16 protein-coding genes are annotated in these 14,704 nt (G+C 57.3%); 13 read left to right on the plus strand and 3 right to left on the minus strand.

The genetic code is table 11. The features are described 5' to 3' along the window. Nucleotides 1–201 precede the first annotated feature (201 nt). The 5 genes from ytfQ (at nt 202) to RY075_RS02970 (ending at nt 6,479) form a co-directional block, all read left to right on the plus strand. The gene (gene ytfQ, locus RY075_RS02950; protein WP_017383924.1) at nt 202–1,158 is read left to right on the plus strand and encodes a galactofuranose ABC transporter substrate-binding protein YtfQ; all 957 of its coding nucleotides are present in this window, start codon (nt 202–204) and stop codon (nt 1,156–1,158) included. Between the two features lie 132 nt (nt 1,159–1,290). Continuing rightward, complete coding sequence (gene ytfR / locus RY075_RS02955) at nt 1,291–2,793, plus strand: galactofuranose ABC transporter, ATP-binding protein YtfR (RefSeq protein ID WP_017383923.1); 1,503 nt, start codon at nt 1,291–1,293, stop codon at nt 2,791–2,793. Between the two features lie 10 nt (nt 2,794–2,803). Next, complete coding sequence (ytfT, locus tag RY075_RS02960) at nt 2,804–3,829, plus strand: galactofuranose ABC transporter, ATP-binding protein YtfT (protein WP_160850693.1); 1,026 nt, start codon at nt 2,804–2,806, stop codon at nt 3,827–3,829. Beyond that, nucleotides 3,816–4,817, plus strand: coding sequence for a galactofuranose ABC transporter, permease protein YjfF (yjfF, locus tag RY075_RS02965; protein WP_023302976.1), 1,002 nt, complete (start codon nt 3,816–3,818; stop codon nt 4,815–4,817). Before ytfT ends, yjfF begins: the two co-directional genes overlap by 14 nt. 93 nt (nt 4,818–4,910) lie before the next feature. Then, complete coding sequence (locus tag RY075_RS02970; protein WP_044704215.1) at nt 4,911–6,479, plus strand: methyl-accepting chemotaxis protein; 1,569 nt, start codon at nt 4,911–4,913, stop codon at nt 6,477–6,479. A gap of 40 nt (nt 6,480–6,519) precedes the next feature. Here the strand turns inward: RY075_RS02970 and fbp are convergent, their stop codons facing one another. Further along, nucleotides 6,520–7,518 carry a class 1 fructose-bisphosphatase gene (gene fbp, locus RY075_RS02975; protein ID WP_003856070.1) on the minus strand — a complete coding sequence of 333 codons (999 nt, stop codon included), beginning with the start codon at nt 7,516–7,518 and terminating at the stop codon, nt 6,520–6,522. 179 nt (nt 7,519–7,697) lie between these two features. Between fbp and mpl the strand changes: the two genes are divergently transcribed. Further along, the gene (gene mpl / locus RY075_RS02980) at nt 7,698–9,071 is read left to right on the plus strand and encodes a UDP-N-acetylmuramate:L-alanyl-gamma-D-glutamyl-meso-diaminopimelate ligase (protein WP_032608369.1); all 1,374 of its coding nucleotides are present in this window, start codon (nt 7,698–7,700) and stop codon (nt 9,069–9,071) included. A gap of 86 nt (nt 9,072–9,157) precedes the next feature. On the opposite strand, the gene yjgA is transcribed toward mpl, so the two are convergent. After that, nucleotides 9,158–9,709 carry a ribosome biogenesis factor YjgA gene (gene yjgA / locus RY075_RS02985; protein ID WP_003856072.1) on the minus strand — a complete coding sequence of 184 codons (552 nt, stop codon included), beginning with the start codon at nt 9,707–9,709 and terminating at the stop codon, nt 9,158–9,160. A gap of 95 nt (nt 9,710–9,804) precedes the next feature. On the opposite strand from yjgA, the gene pmbA reads away from it, so the two are divergent. Both pmbA and cybC read left to right on the plus strand, forming a co-directional pair. After that, nucleotides 9,805–11,157, plus strand: a complete 1,353-nt coding sequence (gene pmbA, locus RY075_RS02990; protein ID WP_063945152.1) for a metalloprotease PmbA — start codon at nt 9,805–9,807, stop codon at nt 11,155–11,157. Between the two features lie 42 nt (nt 11,158–11,199). After that, entirely contained in the window at nt 11,200–11,586 is a 387-nt protein-coding gene (cybC, locus tag RY075_RS02995) for a cytochrome b562 (RefSeq protein WP_022650280.1), read from the plus strand. Between the two features lie 70 nt (nt 11,587–11,656). Here cybC and RY075_RS03000 read toward each other — a convergent pair whose 3' ends face one another. After that, nucleotides 11,657–11,812 (minus strand): Hok/Gef family protein, encoded by a 156-nt coding sequence (locus RY075_RS03000; RefSeq protein ID WP_017383916.1) that lies wholly within the window; start codon nt 11,810–11,812, stop codon nt 11,657–11,659. A gap of 416 nt (nt 11,813–12,228) precedes the next feature. Here RY075_RS03000 and RY075_RS03005 point away from each other — a divergent pair, with 416 nt between their 5' ends. From RY075_RS03005 to RY075_RS03025, 5 genes are read left to right on the plus strand one after another with little or no spacing between them, the layout of a single operon-like run. Next, the gene (locus tag RY075_RS03005; RefSeq protein WP_026080657.1) at nt 12,229–12,567 is read left to right on the plus strand and encodes a PRD domain-containing protein; all 339 of its coding nucleotides are present in this window, start codon (nt 12,229–12,231) and stop codon (nt 12,565–12,567) included. Nucleotides 12,568–12,577: 10 nt separating this feature from the next. Next, nucleotides 12,578–12,940 carry an SFCGS family glycine-rich protein gene (locus tag RY075_RS03010; RefSeq protein WP_006810339.1) on the plus strand — a complete coding sequence of 121 codons (363 nt, stop codon included), beginning with the start codon at nt 12,578–12,580 and terminating at the stop codon, nt 12,938–12,940. Between the two features lie 2 nt (nt 12,941–12,942). Beyond that, complete coding sequence (locus RY075_RS03015; RefSeq protein ID WP_006810338.1) at nt 12,943–13,242, plus strand: DUF4312 family protein; 300 nt, start codon at nt 12,943–12,945, stop codon at nt 13,240–13,242. 22 nt (nt 13,243–13,264) lie between these two features. Next, nucleotides 13,265–14,041 carry a DUF4311 domain-containing protein gene (locus RY075_RS03020; protein WP_006810337.1) on the plus strand — a complete coding sequence of 259 codons (777 nt, stop codon included), beginning with the start codon at nt 13,265–13,267 and terminating at the stop codon, nt 14,039–14,041. 13 nt (nt 14,042–14,054) lie between these two features. Then, a complete protein-coding gene (locus RY075_RS03025) occupies nt 14,055–14,696 on the plus strand; it encodes a DUF4310 family protein (protein WP_003856081.1) in 642 nt (213 codons plus the stop codon). Nucleotides 14,697–14,704 lie beyond the last annotated feature (8 nt).

Genomic DNA, 14,704 nt, shown 5'->3' on the forward strand with positions numbered 1-14,704 from the left:
AGACCGTTTCCATGACAGGATAATCCATAAACTCAGCCGCATTTTAAATGTTGAAATGAAAGCGATTACAAACTTGTGATTAACGTTTTATTCACTTTTCTGAAGTGTGATGTAACGCAATCCGTAACATATTCCATTGGCTATAGTTCATCCGCGGAACATCTTTTAACCAACAATAACCTACCCTACGAGGACGTTCATATGTGGAAGCGCTTACTTCTTGTTACAGCAGTTTCGGCAGCCATGTCGTCTATGGCGATGGCCGCACCTTTAACCGTGGGATTTTCGCAAGTCGGATCTGAATCCGGCTGGCGCGCCGCTGAAACGAATGTGGCGAAAAGTGAGGCCGAAAAGCGCGGTATTACGCTGAAAATCGCCGATGGTCAGCAAAAGCAAGAGAACCAGATTAAAGCGGTGCGCTCGTTTATCGCTCAGGGCGTGGATGCCATCTTTATTGCCCCGGTTGTCGCTACGGGCTGGGAGCCGGTGCTGAAGGAAGCCAAAGATGCTGAAATTCCGGTCTTCCTGCTCGACCGTTCCATCGACGTAAAAGACAAATCTCTCTATATGACCACCGTCACCGCCGATAACGTGCTGGAAGGCAAACTGATTGGTGACTGGCTGGTGAAGCAGGTGGATGGCAAGCCGTGTAACGTGGTTGAGTTGCAGGGCACCGTCGGAGCGAGCGTGGCTATCGACCGTAAGAAAGGTTTCGCGGAGGCCATCGCCAAAGCACCAAACATCAAAATCATCCGTTCTCAGTCCGGCGACTTCACCCGCAGCAAGGGTAAAGAGGTCATGGAAAGCTTCATCAAGGCAGAAAATAACGGCAAAAATATTTGCATGGTTTACGCCCACAACGACGACATGGTGATCGGCGCCATCCAGGCCATCAAAGAAGCGGGCCTGAAGCCGGGCAAAGATATCCTCACCGGCTCGATCGACGGCGTACCGGACATCTACAAAGCAATGATTGACGGCGAAGCGAACGCCAGCGTGGAGCTGACGCCAAATATGGCGGGCCCGGCATTCGATGCGCTGGAGAAATTCAAGAAAGACGGCACCCAGCCTGAGAAGTTGACCATCACCAAATCCACGCTCTACCTGCCGGACACGGCGAAAGAAGAGTTAGAGAAGAAGAAAAATATGGGCTACTAAGCCCTCGCCCCCTCACCCTAGCCCTCTCCCCGGAGGGGAGAGGGAAAAGGGCGGGTTGGGCAGAAAATTAAAGATGGGCACGACATAGTCCCCTCTCCCCTCCGGGGAGAGGGTCAGGGTGAGGGGGAAACCATGACCACCGAACAACACCAGGAAATCCTTCGCACAGAGGGCCTGAGTAAATTTTTCCCTGGCGTTAAGGCGCTGGATAACGTTGATTTCAGCCTGCGGCGGGGGGAGATCATGGCGTTGCTCGGCGAAAACGGGGCGGGGAAGTCGACGCTGATTAAAACCCTGACCGGGGTCTATCACGCCGATCGCGGCGCTATCTGGCTGGAAGGTAACGCCATTTCGCCCAAAAACACCGCGCATGCGCAGCAACTGGGGATCGGCACGGTCTACCAGGAAGTGAACCTGCTGCCAAACATGTCGGTAGCGGACAACCTGTTTATTGGCCGCGAGCCCAGACGTTTTGGCCTGCTGCGCCGCAAAGAGATGGAAGCGCGCGCCGCGAAGCTGATGGAATCGTATGGCTTCTCTCTCGACGTGCGCGAACCGCTGAACCGTTTCTCCGTGGCGATGCAGCAGATCGTGGCGATCTGTCGCGCTATCGATCTCTCGGCGAAAGTGCTGATCCTCGATGAACCCACCGCCAGCCTCGATACCCAGGAAGTGGAGATGCTTTTTACCCTGATGCGCCAGCTGCGTAATCAGGGCGTTAGCCTGATTTTCGTGACGCATTTCCTCGATCAGGTTTACGAGGTGAGCGACCGTATTACGGTGCTGCGCAACGGCAGCTTTGTCGGCTGCCGGGAAACCCGCGAGCTGCCGCAGATAGAGCTGGTCAAAATGATGCTGGGCCGCGAGCTGGAGACCAACGCGCTTCAGCGCGCGGGCCGTACGCTGCTGAGCGAAAAACCGATCGCCGCGTTTCACGATTACGGCAGAAAAGGGACCATCGCGCCGTTTAACCTCGAGGTACGCCCCGGTGAAATTGTGGGACTGGCGGGTCTGTTAGGCTCCGGGCGCACCGAAACCGCCGAAGTCATCTTCGGGATCAAACCTGCCGACAGCGGAACGGCGCTGATCAAAGGCAAACCACAAACGCTACGTTCACCGCATCAGGCGTCGTGCCTCGGCGTGGGCTTCTGCCCGGAGGACAGGAAAACGGACGGTATTATTGCCGCCGCCTCGGTGCGGGAAAACATCATTCTGGCGCTACAGGCCCAGCGCGGCTGGCTGCGTCCGATCCCTAAGCGCGAGCAGAACGCGATTGCCGAGCGCTTCATCCGCCAGCTCGGTATACGTACCCCGAGCGCGGAACAGCCCATCGAGTTCCTCTCGGGCGGTAACCAGCAGAAGGTTCTCCTCTCGCGCTGGCTGCTGACCAAACCGCAATTCCTGATCCTCGACGAGCCCACGCGCGGTATCGACGTGGGCGCGCACGCCGAAATCATCCGGCTTATCGAAACGCTCTGCGCCGACGGTCTGGCGCTGCTGGTGATCTCGTCCGAGCTGGAGGAGCTGGTTGGCTATGCCGATCGCGTCATCATCATGCGCGATCGCAGGCAGGTGGCAGAGATCCCGCTGGATAAACTGTCGGTTCCGGCGATCATGAATGCCATCGCGGCGTAAGGAGTCAAATGTGATGTCCCGTTCTCTTTCGCAAACTGGCGAAGCGAAGCGCCGCTTCACCTGGCCGACCGGCACGCCGCAAATTGTGGCGCTGCTGCTGGTTCTGCTGGTGGATAGCCTGGTGGCTCCGCATTTTTTCCAGATCGTCGTGCAGGATGGCCGCCTGTTTGGTAGCCCGATCGACATCTTAAACCGTGCCGCGCCCGTGGCGCTGCTGGCGATTGGTATGACGCTGGTCATTGCCACCGGCGGGATCGACCTCTCCGTCGGTGCGGTAATGGCGATTGCGGGCGCCACCGCCGCCTCGATGACCGTCGCCGGGCACAGCCTGCCGGTGGTCCTGCTGGCCGCGCTGGGCTCCGGCGTGCTAGCCGGGCTGTGGAACGGCATTCTGGTCGCGGTGCTCAAGATCCAGCCGTTTGTCGCGACGTTGATTTTGATGGTGGCCGGGCGCGGTGTGGCGCAGCTTATCACCTCCGGTCAAATCGTCACCTTTAACTCCCCGAATCTTGCGTGGATCGGCAGCGGTAATTTTCTGTTCTTCCCGACGCCGGTGATCGTCGCGCTGGTGACGCTGGTGGTGTTCTGGCTTTTCACCCGCAAAACGGCGCTCGGGATGTTCATCGAAGCGGTGGGGATTAACATTCGGGCCGCGAAAAACGCCGGGGTAAATACGCGGCTGATGGTGATGCTGACTTACGTGCTGAGTGGCGTCTGTGCTGCGATTGCCGGGGTGATCGTGGCCGCCGATATTCGCGGAGCGGATGCCAATAACGCCGGACTCTGGCTCGAGCTGGATGCAATCCTTGCGGTGGTTATCGGCGGTGGATCGCTGATGGGCGGACGTTTTAATCTGCTGCTCTCAGTGGTGGGGGCGTTGATTATTCAGGGTATGAATACCGGTATTTTGCTCTCCGGGTTCCAGCCGGAGCTGAATCAGGTCGTCAAAGCGGTCGTGGTGCTTATCGTGCTTATCGTGCAGTCGCCGCGCTTTATCACTCTCATTAAGAGGTTCCGCGGTCATGATAAAACGTAATTTGCCGTTAATGATCACGCTGGGCGTGTTCGTGCTGGGATACCTTTACTGCCTGACCCAGTTCCCGGGCTTCGCCTCCACGCGGGTGATTTGCAACATCCTGACCGACAATGCCTTTTTAGGCATTATCGCCGTCGGCATGACGTTTGTGATCCTCTCCGGCGGGATCGATCTCTCCGTTGGGTCGGTGATCGCCTTTACCGGCGTGTTCCTTGCCAAGGCGATTGGCTTTTGGGGCATTTCGCCGCTGCTGGCTTTTCCGCTGGTGCTGGTCATGGGCTGCGCGTTCGGCGCCTTTATGGGGCTTTTGATCGATGCGCTGAAAATCCCGGCCTTTATTATCACCCTCGCCGGGATGTTCTTCCTGCGCGGCGTGAGCTATCTGGTGTCGGAGGAGTCAATTCCCATTAACCACCCGATCTACGACACGCTCTCCAGCCTGGCGTGGAAAATCCCCGGCGGGGGGCGCCTGAGCGCAATGGGGCTGCTGATGCTGGGCGTGGTGGTGATCGGGATCTTCCTCGCCCACCGTACCCGGTTTGGTAACCAGGTTTATGCCATTGGCGGCAGCGCCACGTCCGCGAACCTGATGGGAATTTCCACGCGCAGCACGACTATCCGCATCTACATGCTTTCGACCGGGCTGGCCACGCTCGCGGGGATTGTATTCTCGGTTTATACCCAGGCAGGCTATGCGCTGGCGGGGGTGGGCGTTGAGCTGGACGCCATTGCCTCGGTGGTGATTGGCGGTACGCTGCTCAGCGGCGGGGTGGGGACGGTGCTCGGCACGCTGTTTGGCGTGGCGATCCAGGGGCTGATTCAGACCTATATCAACTTCGACGGCACGCTCAGCTCCTGGTGGACCAAAATCGCCATCGGCATTCTGCTGTTTATTTTTATCGCGCTCCAGCGCGGCCTGACGGTGCTGTGGGAGAACCGCCAGAGCTCGCCTGTTACCCGGGTGAATACCTCTGTAACAGGGCGATAACATGCTGAAATTGCTTAAACTCTAAACATTTTCCGGTAGCGGCCGATACTCTTTTTTTATGCCCAGAAATATCTCGCTACCGGAAATAACATCATGCTTAAAACGCTATCGATTCGTACCGGCTTGCTCTCTTTACTGGCCGTTATGACCCTTCTGCTGCTGATTGTCAGCGGCATCGGCATTTATGCCCTTACACAAAGTTCCGCTTCTCTCCAGCGCATCAATCATCTTCAGGGTGAACAGATGGTGCAGCTGAATGCCGGCTATACGCTGATCCTGCGCGCGCGTAACGAAGCGGGGCAGGCCGTCCGCATGATGGAGGTCGGCCTGCTGGACGATGCGGCCAGGGCGGTCAAAACCATTAACCAGGAAGTGGCGCTGGCACAGAAAACGCTGAAGGGCGTGATCGGCAGCGGCGTGGCGGATGAGCAGGGGCAAAAGCTGCTGGATAACGTCGCCGCGAGCCTGGCGGTGTACAACCAGCAGGGTATCAGCCCGATGCTGAAAGCCCTGAACGAGCAAAGCGCGGACAGCTATTACGATCTGCTGGAAAACAAGCTGGTCCCGGTGGCGAAGCAGTTTGATAACGATATGCAGGCGTTCCAGGCATGGAGCGAGGCGCGCGGCAAAGCGGAGGTGAGCGCCGTGCAGGCGAGTAAAACCCGCGTGCTGATCCTGATTATCGTCGCGGCGCTGCTGACGGCTGGCATTATCGTGCTGGCCTGGCTGGTTCTGCGCCATATGCTGCTCAAGCCGCTTTCAGCCTCGATTGCCCAGCTGGAACATGTGGCGGCCGGGGATTTAACCCATACCCTGAACGCGCCGGCGAGCCAGGAATTTAATCGCCTTAACGCGGCGATCGAAGGGATGCGCCAGTCGCTGATGGACTCCGTTCTGCGGGTGCGTGACGCCAGCTCGCAGATTGATACCGGCAGCCGCGAGCTGACGGCCGGGAATATGAACCTGGCTCAGCGCACGGAATCCACCGCCACCTCGCTGGAGCAGACGGCCGCCAGCATGGAAGAGATCACCGCCACGGTGAAACTTAACGCCGATAACGCCGAGCAGGCGCACCAGCTGGCGAAGTCGGTCTCCGATACCGCCGATCACGGCAGCGAAATGGTCTGCTATGTCATTGAGAAGATGCGCGACATCTCCGGCAGCTCGGCACGCATCGCCGATATCCTGAGCGTCATCGACGGCATTGCCTTCCAGACCAATATTCTGGCGCTGAACGCCTCCGTTGAAGCGGCGCGTGCGGGTGAGCAGGGGCGAGGTTTTGCGGTCGTGGCGGGTGAGGTGCGTAATCTCGCCAGCCGCAGTGCTGATGCGGCGAAAGAGATCCGCTCGCTTATCAGCGATTCGCAAACCCACGTGAACGAGGGCAGCGAGCTGGCGCAGCAGGCCGGTGAGACGATGGACGAGATCGCCACCGAAGTACTGCGTATGACCAAACTGATGCGTGAAATTGCGACGGCCTCTCAGGAGCAAAGCCGCGGTATTGAGCAGGTGAATATCGCCGTCAATCAGATGGATGAAACGGCGCAGCAAAATGCGGCGCTGGTCCAGCAATCATCTGCGGCAACACGTTCCCTGGAGGAGCAGTCTCGCGAGCTGATGGAAGCGATGGCCTCCTTCAAATTGACGACGCAAACGGCATGACGAAAAAAAGGGGAGCCTGACGGGCTCCCCTTTTCGTGCGTTACGCGTCCGGGAATTCGCGGATCATGCGTTCAACGTCATCCACCATATGGCGGTTGCCGACGAAGAACGAACGGCGCTGGTGCAGGCTTTCTGGCACGATATCCAGAATACGCTCTTTACCGTCGCTCGCCTTGCCGCCTGCCTGTTCGGCCAGGAATGCCATTGGGTTGCACTCGTACAGCAGACGCAGTTTTCCGTCCGGGTGGCTGGCGGTGCTTGGGTAGAGGTAAATACCGCCCTTCAGCAGGTTACGGTGGAAATCCGCCACCAGCGAGCCGATATAGCGTGAGGTGTACGGGCGCTGGGTGGCTTTATCCTCTTCCTGGCAGAATTTGATGTACTTCTTCACGCCGTTCGGGAATTTGATGTAGTTGCCTTCGTTGATGGAGTAGGTGTTGCCCTTCTCCGGGAAGCGCATACGCTCCTGGCACAGGCAGAACACGCCCAGGGACGGATCGTAGGTAAAGGCGTGTACGCCGCAGCCGGTGGTGTACACCAGCATGGTGGACGAGCCATACACCACATAACCGGCAGCAACCTGTTTACTGCCCGGTTGCAGGAAGTCTTCTTCCGTCACCGGCGTGCCAACCGGCGTTACGCGACGGTAGATGGAGAAAATGGTACCGACAGAAACGTTAACGTCGATGTTGGAGGAGCCGTCCAGCGGATCCATCAGAACAACGTATTTCGCGTGTTCACACCCTTCGAATACGACGATCTCATCTTCTTCTTCAGAGGCGATACCCGCAACGATGTCGCGCGCGCGCAGTGCTGCTTTCAGTTTTTCATTGGCGAACAGGTCGAGTTTCTGCTGAACCTCACCCTGAACGTTCTCGGCACCGCTGGCACCCAGGATATCGACCAGACCGGCCTTGTTGATATCGCGGTGGATGATCTTAGCGCCCAGCTTTATTGCCGACAGCAAAGCAGTGAGCTCACCCGTAGCATGAGAGAACTCGTGCTGCTTTTCGACAATAAATTCACCTAACGTTTTCATAACACTTTCCCTGCATCTTATGTTGAGTAAAGCGGTTGATGTCCAACAATCTTAACAAACATTCAAATATTAGCGCAGAGGTGAATCGCGCCAGCAAAATACGGATTTACCTGAAATGCGTTTCACAGCCGCTGACATGTGAGTAAAATGTGCGCCACATTGAAGAAGGATAGTGACGTATGCGCATTCATATATTGGGGATTTGTGGCACTTTCATGGGCGGACTGGCAATGCTGGCGCGCTCGCTGGGCCATGAAGTGACAGGTTCGGACGCCAATGTGTATCCGCCGATGAGCACGCTGCTCGAGAAGCAGGGAATTTCTCTGATTCAGGGATACGACGCCAGCCAGCTGGAGCCGCAGCCGGATCTGGTGATCGTGGGTAACGCCATGACCCGTGGGAATCCATGCGTTGAAGCGGTGCTGGAGCGCAATATCCCGTACATGTCTGGCCCGCAGTGGCTGCATGATTTTGTCCTGCGCGACCGCTGGGTTGTCGCCGTTGCTGGGACGCATGGCAAAACCACCACCGCCGGTATGGCGACCTGGATCCTCGAAGCCTGCGGCTACAAGCCGGGCTTTGTGATCGGCGGCGTGCCGGGCAATTTCGACGTCTCCGCACGTCTGGGCGACAGCCCGTTCTTTGTGATTGAAGCGGATGAATACGACTGCGCGTTCTTCGACAAGCGCTCCAAGTTCGTGCATTACTGCCCACGCACGCTGATCCTCAACAACCTTGAGTTCGATCACGCGGATATCTTTGACGACCTGAAAGCGATTCAGAAACAGTTCCACCATCTGGTGCGCATTGTTCCGGGTCAGGGCCGCATTATCCTGCCGGAGAACGACATCAACCTGAAGCAGACTATGGCGATGGGGTGCTGGAGCGAGCAGGAGCTGGTGGGCGAGCAGGGGCACTGGCAGGCGAAAAAGCTCAACGCGGATGCCTCCGAATGGGAAGTGCTGCTCGACGGTGAGAAAGTGGGCGAGGTGAAGTGGGGCCTGGTGGGCGAGCACAACATGCACAACGGCCTGATGGCGATCGCCGCGGCGCGTCACGTTGGCGTACTGCCTGCGGATGCCGCCAATGCGCTGGGCACGTTTATCAACGCCCGTCGCCGTCTGGAGCTGCGTGGCGAAGCCCACGGTGTGACGGTGTATGACGATTTCGCGCACCACCCAACGGCCATTCTGGCGACGCTTGCCGCATTGCGTGGCAAAGTTGGCGGCACCGCGCGCATTCTGGCCGTACTGGAACCGCGTTCGAACACCATGAAAATGGGCATCTGCAAAGACGATCTCGCGCCGTCCTTAGGGCGTGCCGACGAAGTCTTCCTGCTGCAACCGCAGCATATTCCGTGGCAGGTGGCCGAAGTGGCCGACGCCTGCATTCAGCCGGCGCACTGGAGTGCGGACGTGGATGTCTTAGCGGATATGGTGGTGAAAGCCGCACAGCCTGGCGATCACATTCTGGTGATGAGCAACGGCGGGTTTGGCGGGATCCATCAGAAGCTGCTGGACGGTCTGGCGAAGAAAGCCGCGGCCGCAGAGTAAAAAAAGACCCGGTGGCGCTAGCGCTTACCGGGCCTACATTATCTCTTCTCCCTCTCCCCTTTGGAGAGAGGGCTGGGGTGAGGGGTTTACTCTTCGTTCTCAGACAGCTCGCGCAGATACTGGAAAATCAGACGCGCTGACTTCGGCGGCTTATTCCCTTCTTTCTCTTTCTTCGCGTTACGGATCAAAGAACGCAGCTGCTGGCGGTCGGCATTCGGCCACAGGTTCAGCACTTCAGGTACCGCGTCATCACCTTGCTCGATCAAACGATCGCGGATCTGCTCCAGCTTATGGAACAGCGCAACCTGCTGGTTGTGGCGGTTTTTCAGTTTGTCCAGCGCCTGACGGATCGGCTCCACGTCGCGCTGACGCAGCAGTTTCCCGATAAGCTGAAGCTGGCGGCGACGCCCTTCTTTCTTGATTTTCTGTGCCAGTTCAATGGCATCACGCAGATCCTGGTCGAGCGGGATCTTATCCAGCGCGTTTTTACCCAGTTCTACCATTTCTGCGCCAAGCTGTTTTAACTCTTCGGCGTCACGTTTAATTTCACTTTTACTGACCCAGATGATCTCATCATCTTCGTCTTCGATGTCATCACCGGGAACGTCGTCGAGCCAGTCTTCGGGCTGCTTAGTCATGTCAGGCTCCTTAAAAAAAGAGGCTAATGTTACCAGTTAAGACGCGCACTGAAAAACGGTTCTCTGTTAGACTTCACTTAACTCTCTCTTACAGTATGGCATTTGCGATGAAAGTAACCTCACAAGTTGAAGCGCAGCGTAAGATTCTGGAAGAAGCCGTCTCCACCGCGCTGACGCTCGCTTCAGGTAAATCAGATGGCGCCGAAGTGGCGGTCAGCAAAACCACCGGCATTAGCGTGAGCACCCGCTATGGCGAAGTGGAGAATGTAGAATTTAATAGCGATGGCGCGCTGGGGATCACCGTGTATCACCAGAATCGCAAAGGCAGCGCGTCGTCTACCGATCTCAGCCCGGATGCCATCGCCCGAACGGTGCAGGCGGCGCTGGATATCGCGCGTTACACCTCCCCGGATCCTTACGCTGGCGTGGCCGATAAAGAGCTGCTGGCGTTTGACGCGCCGGATCTCGCTCTGTTCCATCCCGCGGAAGTGACGCCGGACGAAGCCATTGAGCTGGCCGCGCGAGCCGAGCAGGCTTCTTTGCAGGCTGACAAACGCATCACCAATACCGAAGGCGGCAGCTTTAACAGCCACTACGGCATCAAAGTGTTTGGTAACTCCCATGGCATGTTGCAGGGGTACTGCTCAACCCGCCACTCGCTTTCCAGTTGCGTCATCGCCGAAGAAAACGGCGACATGGAGCGCGACTACGCCTATACCATTGGCCGCGCGCTGGGGGATTTGCAGTCTCCGGAGTGGGTGGGTAAAGCGTGCGCCGAACGCACGCTGTCTCGCCTGTCGCCGCGCAAGCTCTCCACCATGAAAGCCCCGGTGATTTTTGCCAACGAAGTGGCGACCGGTCTGTTTGGCCATCTGGTAGGCGCTATCGCGGGCGGTTCGGTGTACCGTAAATCGACCTTCCTGCTCGACTCGCTGGGCAAGCAGATCCTGCCGGAATGGCTGACCATCGAAGAGCACCCACACCTGCTGAAAGGGCTGGCCTCCACGCCGTTCGACAGCGAAGGCGTACGCACGGAACGCCGGGATATCGTGAAAGACGGCATTCTGACCCAGTGGCTGCTGACCAACTACTCTGCGCGTAAGCTGGGGCTGAAAAGCACCGGGCACGCGGGTGGCATCCACAACTGGCGCATTGCCGGACAGGGCCTGAATTTTGAACAGATGCTGAAAGAGATGGGCACCGGCCTGGTGGTCACCGAGCTGATGGGGCAGGGCGTGAGCGGTATCACCGGCGATTACTCTCGCGGTGCAGCGGGCTTCTGGGTCGAAAACGGTGAAATTCAGTATCCGGTGAGCGAAATCACCATCGCCGGCAACCTCAAGGACATGTGGCGCAATATTGTTACGGTCGGTAACGATATTGAAACACGCAGCAATATTCAGTGTGGTTCTGTATTACTGCCTGAGATGAAAATCGCCGGGCAATAATCCCCGTAAAAGCGTGATTAATAATAAAAAAGGAAGTGAGCAATGCGTAAACACCTGTTAGCGATCGTCGCGGCTTCAACGCTGGTTCTTGGCTCATCTGCGTTTGCTGCCGATCTCGAAGACAACATGGACATCCTCAGTCAAAATCTGAAGGTGGTGCAGAAAACCGACAATGCGGCGGAAATGAAAGACGCACTGACGAAGATGCGTGAAGCTGCGCTGGATGCGCAAAAAGCGACGCCGCCGAAGCTGGAAAGCAAAGCGGCAGACAGCGCCGAGATGAAAGACTACCGCCACGGCTTTGACGTGCTGGTCGGCCAGATTGACGGCGCGCTGAAGCTGGCGAACGAAGGCAAAGTGAAGGAAGCCCAGGCGGCAGCCGACCAGTTTGCGGCGACCCGCAACGCGTATCACAAGAAGTATCGTTAATTGGGTGCCTGAGCTGTACGTCCTCTCTCCGTATGCGGAGGCGCATGATGCGCCCCCGCATCGTTGCTCCCTACTTGCCGGAGCGACAATCCATCCGCGCTGTCACTTCAAGCGAGCCATTACGAAAACGGATCTCGCACAGTGTTTTCCTCGTTACCAGCGTTAAGATGATTATTGTCAAAGAAATAATCATCAAAACCCCGATACTTGGGTTTCTGCGTTTCATGGATGCCTCCTTGCTTTAAAGCGGGCGAGGTAGCGAACTCCACGGTGTGACGTGTCGTTTCGAGCCCCCGCCCTGATTTTTTATCAGGCGGGGCTTTCCACTTTCCGTCCCATGCCTGAGACGGTCAGTCTCAAGCACCCGCCGCCACTCTAGCGAATCTCCATAAGAAAACCTTATCCACGTCACATTTCTACGAGCCTGCTCGTAATCTTTTCCACTCCGCTTATCAGTCTAATACCGCGTAATAGCGTGATATTCATCACGTAAATCCAGCGATTTATACAGATTCACCGCATTTATGTGGCACAGATCACTGCCGCTGCTCGCCTTTCCACTTCGAAGTGGAAAACAACTCGCTACAAACAATTCCCCCTCGACGTTAGTTTTATTCCAGAGCCATTAACGGGGTAAGACGAGTGATTAACGGAGCGGTAATGAACGACGTTGGGGAACAGGCGGTGCAAACAGAACAGCTCGCGAACACCATGCTTCAGCAGGTCTACGCCCTGCTGGCCCGGCACAACATCATCCCCAACGCGGTACAGGAGCAGATGCTGACCTCCCACGTTCGCGCAATGGCGCACCGGTCCGTGACCGGCGAGCCGCTGCCGGAGGTTGAAGCAGAGCTGTTCGACGAAATTTCACCAGATTCAATGCAACTTGCCCGTGAAGTGGTAGCGCAGTTCGGCAACCTTCCTGATGAAGAGGCCTGGCTGCTCTCCGTTCACTTCGAAGTCGCGAAAGACAACCTTTAAGGAGCAACACATGGAACAGATTACAGTCGTGATTGGCGATCGCCTGGGTAAAGGTCAGAAGGTGGCGGCCGGTGTGGAAAAAGCAGGTGGACGCGCGGTTGTCGTACCGGGCATGGCGGCAGACATGAAGCTCGGCGACGTGATGAAAGCGGAAAACGCCACCTTCGGCATCTCCTTCTGCGGCAGCGGCGGCGCGGGTGCCATCACCGCTCAGACCAAATATGGCTACAAGGCCAAATACGGCATGCGTTCCGTGGATGAAGGCGTCACCGCCATCAACGAAGGCTGCAACGTGCTGGGCTTTGGCTTTATGGATAAAGAAGAGCTGGGCGAGCGTCTGGTACAGGCGTGGCAGAAAAAATACGGCGCATAAGCATGAAAGAACAGTTCACAACCACGGTGAGAGTGAAGGGGAAGGGCGACGCCAAAGCGCGCGCCTTTGCCGACGCGCTCAACCACGTTCAGGCCGCGGTGATGAAAGCCTCACCGCATATCTTACTGCGTATTGAGCCACAGGATGTGCAGGTCGTTCAGGCGCAAGAAGCGGTGCGAAAAGAAGCGTTTCTGTTCTTCTTTCTGCGCCGGGAAAGACGCACCTACAGCGTGGAGCTGGATGTGACCGTCAACGTGACAGCCATCAATCTCGACCAGGTGGATTTCGTCACGCAACGCTGATTATTCATAAAAGGGCAGACTGATGTTCTTAATTATATTAATAAAATCGCTCATCATCGGCGGCCTGGTAGGCGTCGGTGTCGGGGCCGGGGCTGCACGCATGTTTCATGCGCCTACCACTCAGGGTATGGGCGCGTTTCGTACGTTGGGGGAACTGAACTCCTGCGAAGGGGATCCGGCGTCCCACTTCTCCTTTGGGTTAGGTTTCTTCTTTAACGCCTGGGCCTCTTCCGTGGCCGCAGGTGCCTTCACACAGGACGTTGACCACCGCATCATCCCAAACTGGGGTGCTGCCGCGCTGATGATCAAAAACCGTAACGTCGGTGAAACGCTGCATGACCCGCGCAAAATGGCGATTGCCTGCGGCATCATCGGCATGATTGTCGTGACCTTCCTTAACCTGACCGCCTCCTCCGTGCCCGCAGCGCTTCAGGTCACCGCCGTGAAGGTGCTGGTGCCTGCCGCGAACCTGCTGGTCAACACCGTGATGCCGGTAATCTTCTGGCTGGCGGCCATCGACGCGGGTAAAAAATCGGGCTTCTGGGCCACCATCTTTGGCGGCGCGGCACAGCTGATCATGGGTAACGCCGTACCGGGTCTGGTACTGGGTATTCTGATCGGTAAAGGCGTGGAGGAGAGCGGCTGGAACCACGTCACCAAAGTGATGATGGCGGCGATCGTTCTGCTCTTCGTGCTGAGCGGCTTCTTCCGCGGCTTCGACATGAAGATGATCGAATCCTTCCATCTGACCGTGCCGAACTGGCTCGACATGATCCACAACTCGCTCAGCGGTAAATAACAGGAGCCTCGACATGGAACAGAATAAAGGTTTTTGGTATGCCGACTGGTCGTTCCCGATCTTCGTTGGCCTGCTCTCCTCCGGCGTCTTTGCCGGGACGCACATGTACTACCTCTACGGCATCGGCGCGTTTAACGAAGTGGCCTTCGTGGCGATGCTGAAAGCGGGCATTGATACCGGCGTTTACGGCGCGGTGGCGGCATTTGGCGCGAGCTTCCTGTTCGCCCGAATTATCGAAGGGTCGCTGGTAGGTATTCTTGATATCGGCGGGGCGATCCAGACCGGCGTGGGCCTCGGCGTACCGGCGCTGCTGCTGGGCGCGGGGATCATGTTCCCGGTGACCAACTTCATTGCCTCGCTGATTACCGGCCTGGTGATTGGTCTGGCGATTGGCTACGTCATCATCCTGGCGCGTAAGTTCACCATCAACCAGAGCAACTCCACCTACGGCGCAGACGTGATGATGGGCGCGGGTAACGCCTCCGGCCGCTTCCTCGGGCCGTTGATTATCCTCAGCGCCATGACCGCCTCCATTCCAATCGGCGTCGGTTCCCTGGTAGGCGCGCTGCTGTTCTACATCTGGCAGAAGCCGATTACCGGTGGCGCCATCCTCGGCGCAATGATTTTGGGATGGCTGTTCCCGGTCGCCCTTTAATACCCGCG

It is taken from the genome of Enterobacter sp. JJBC, assembly GCF_036936505.1.
Taxonomy (GTDB): Bacteria; Pseudomonadota; Gammaproteobacteria; order Enterobacterales; family Enterobacteriaceae; genus Enterobacter; species Enterobacter hormaechei_C.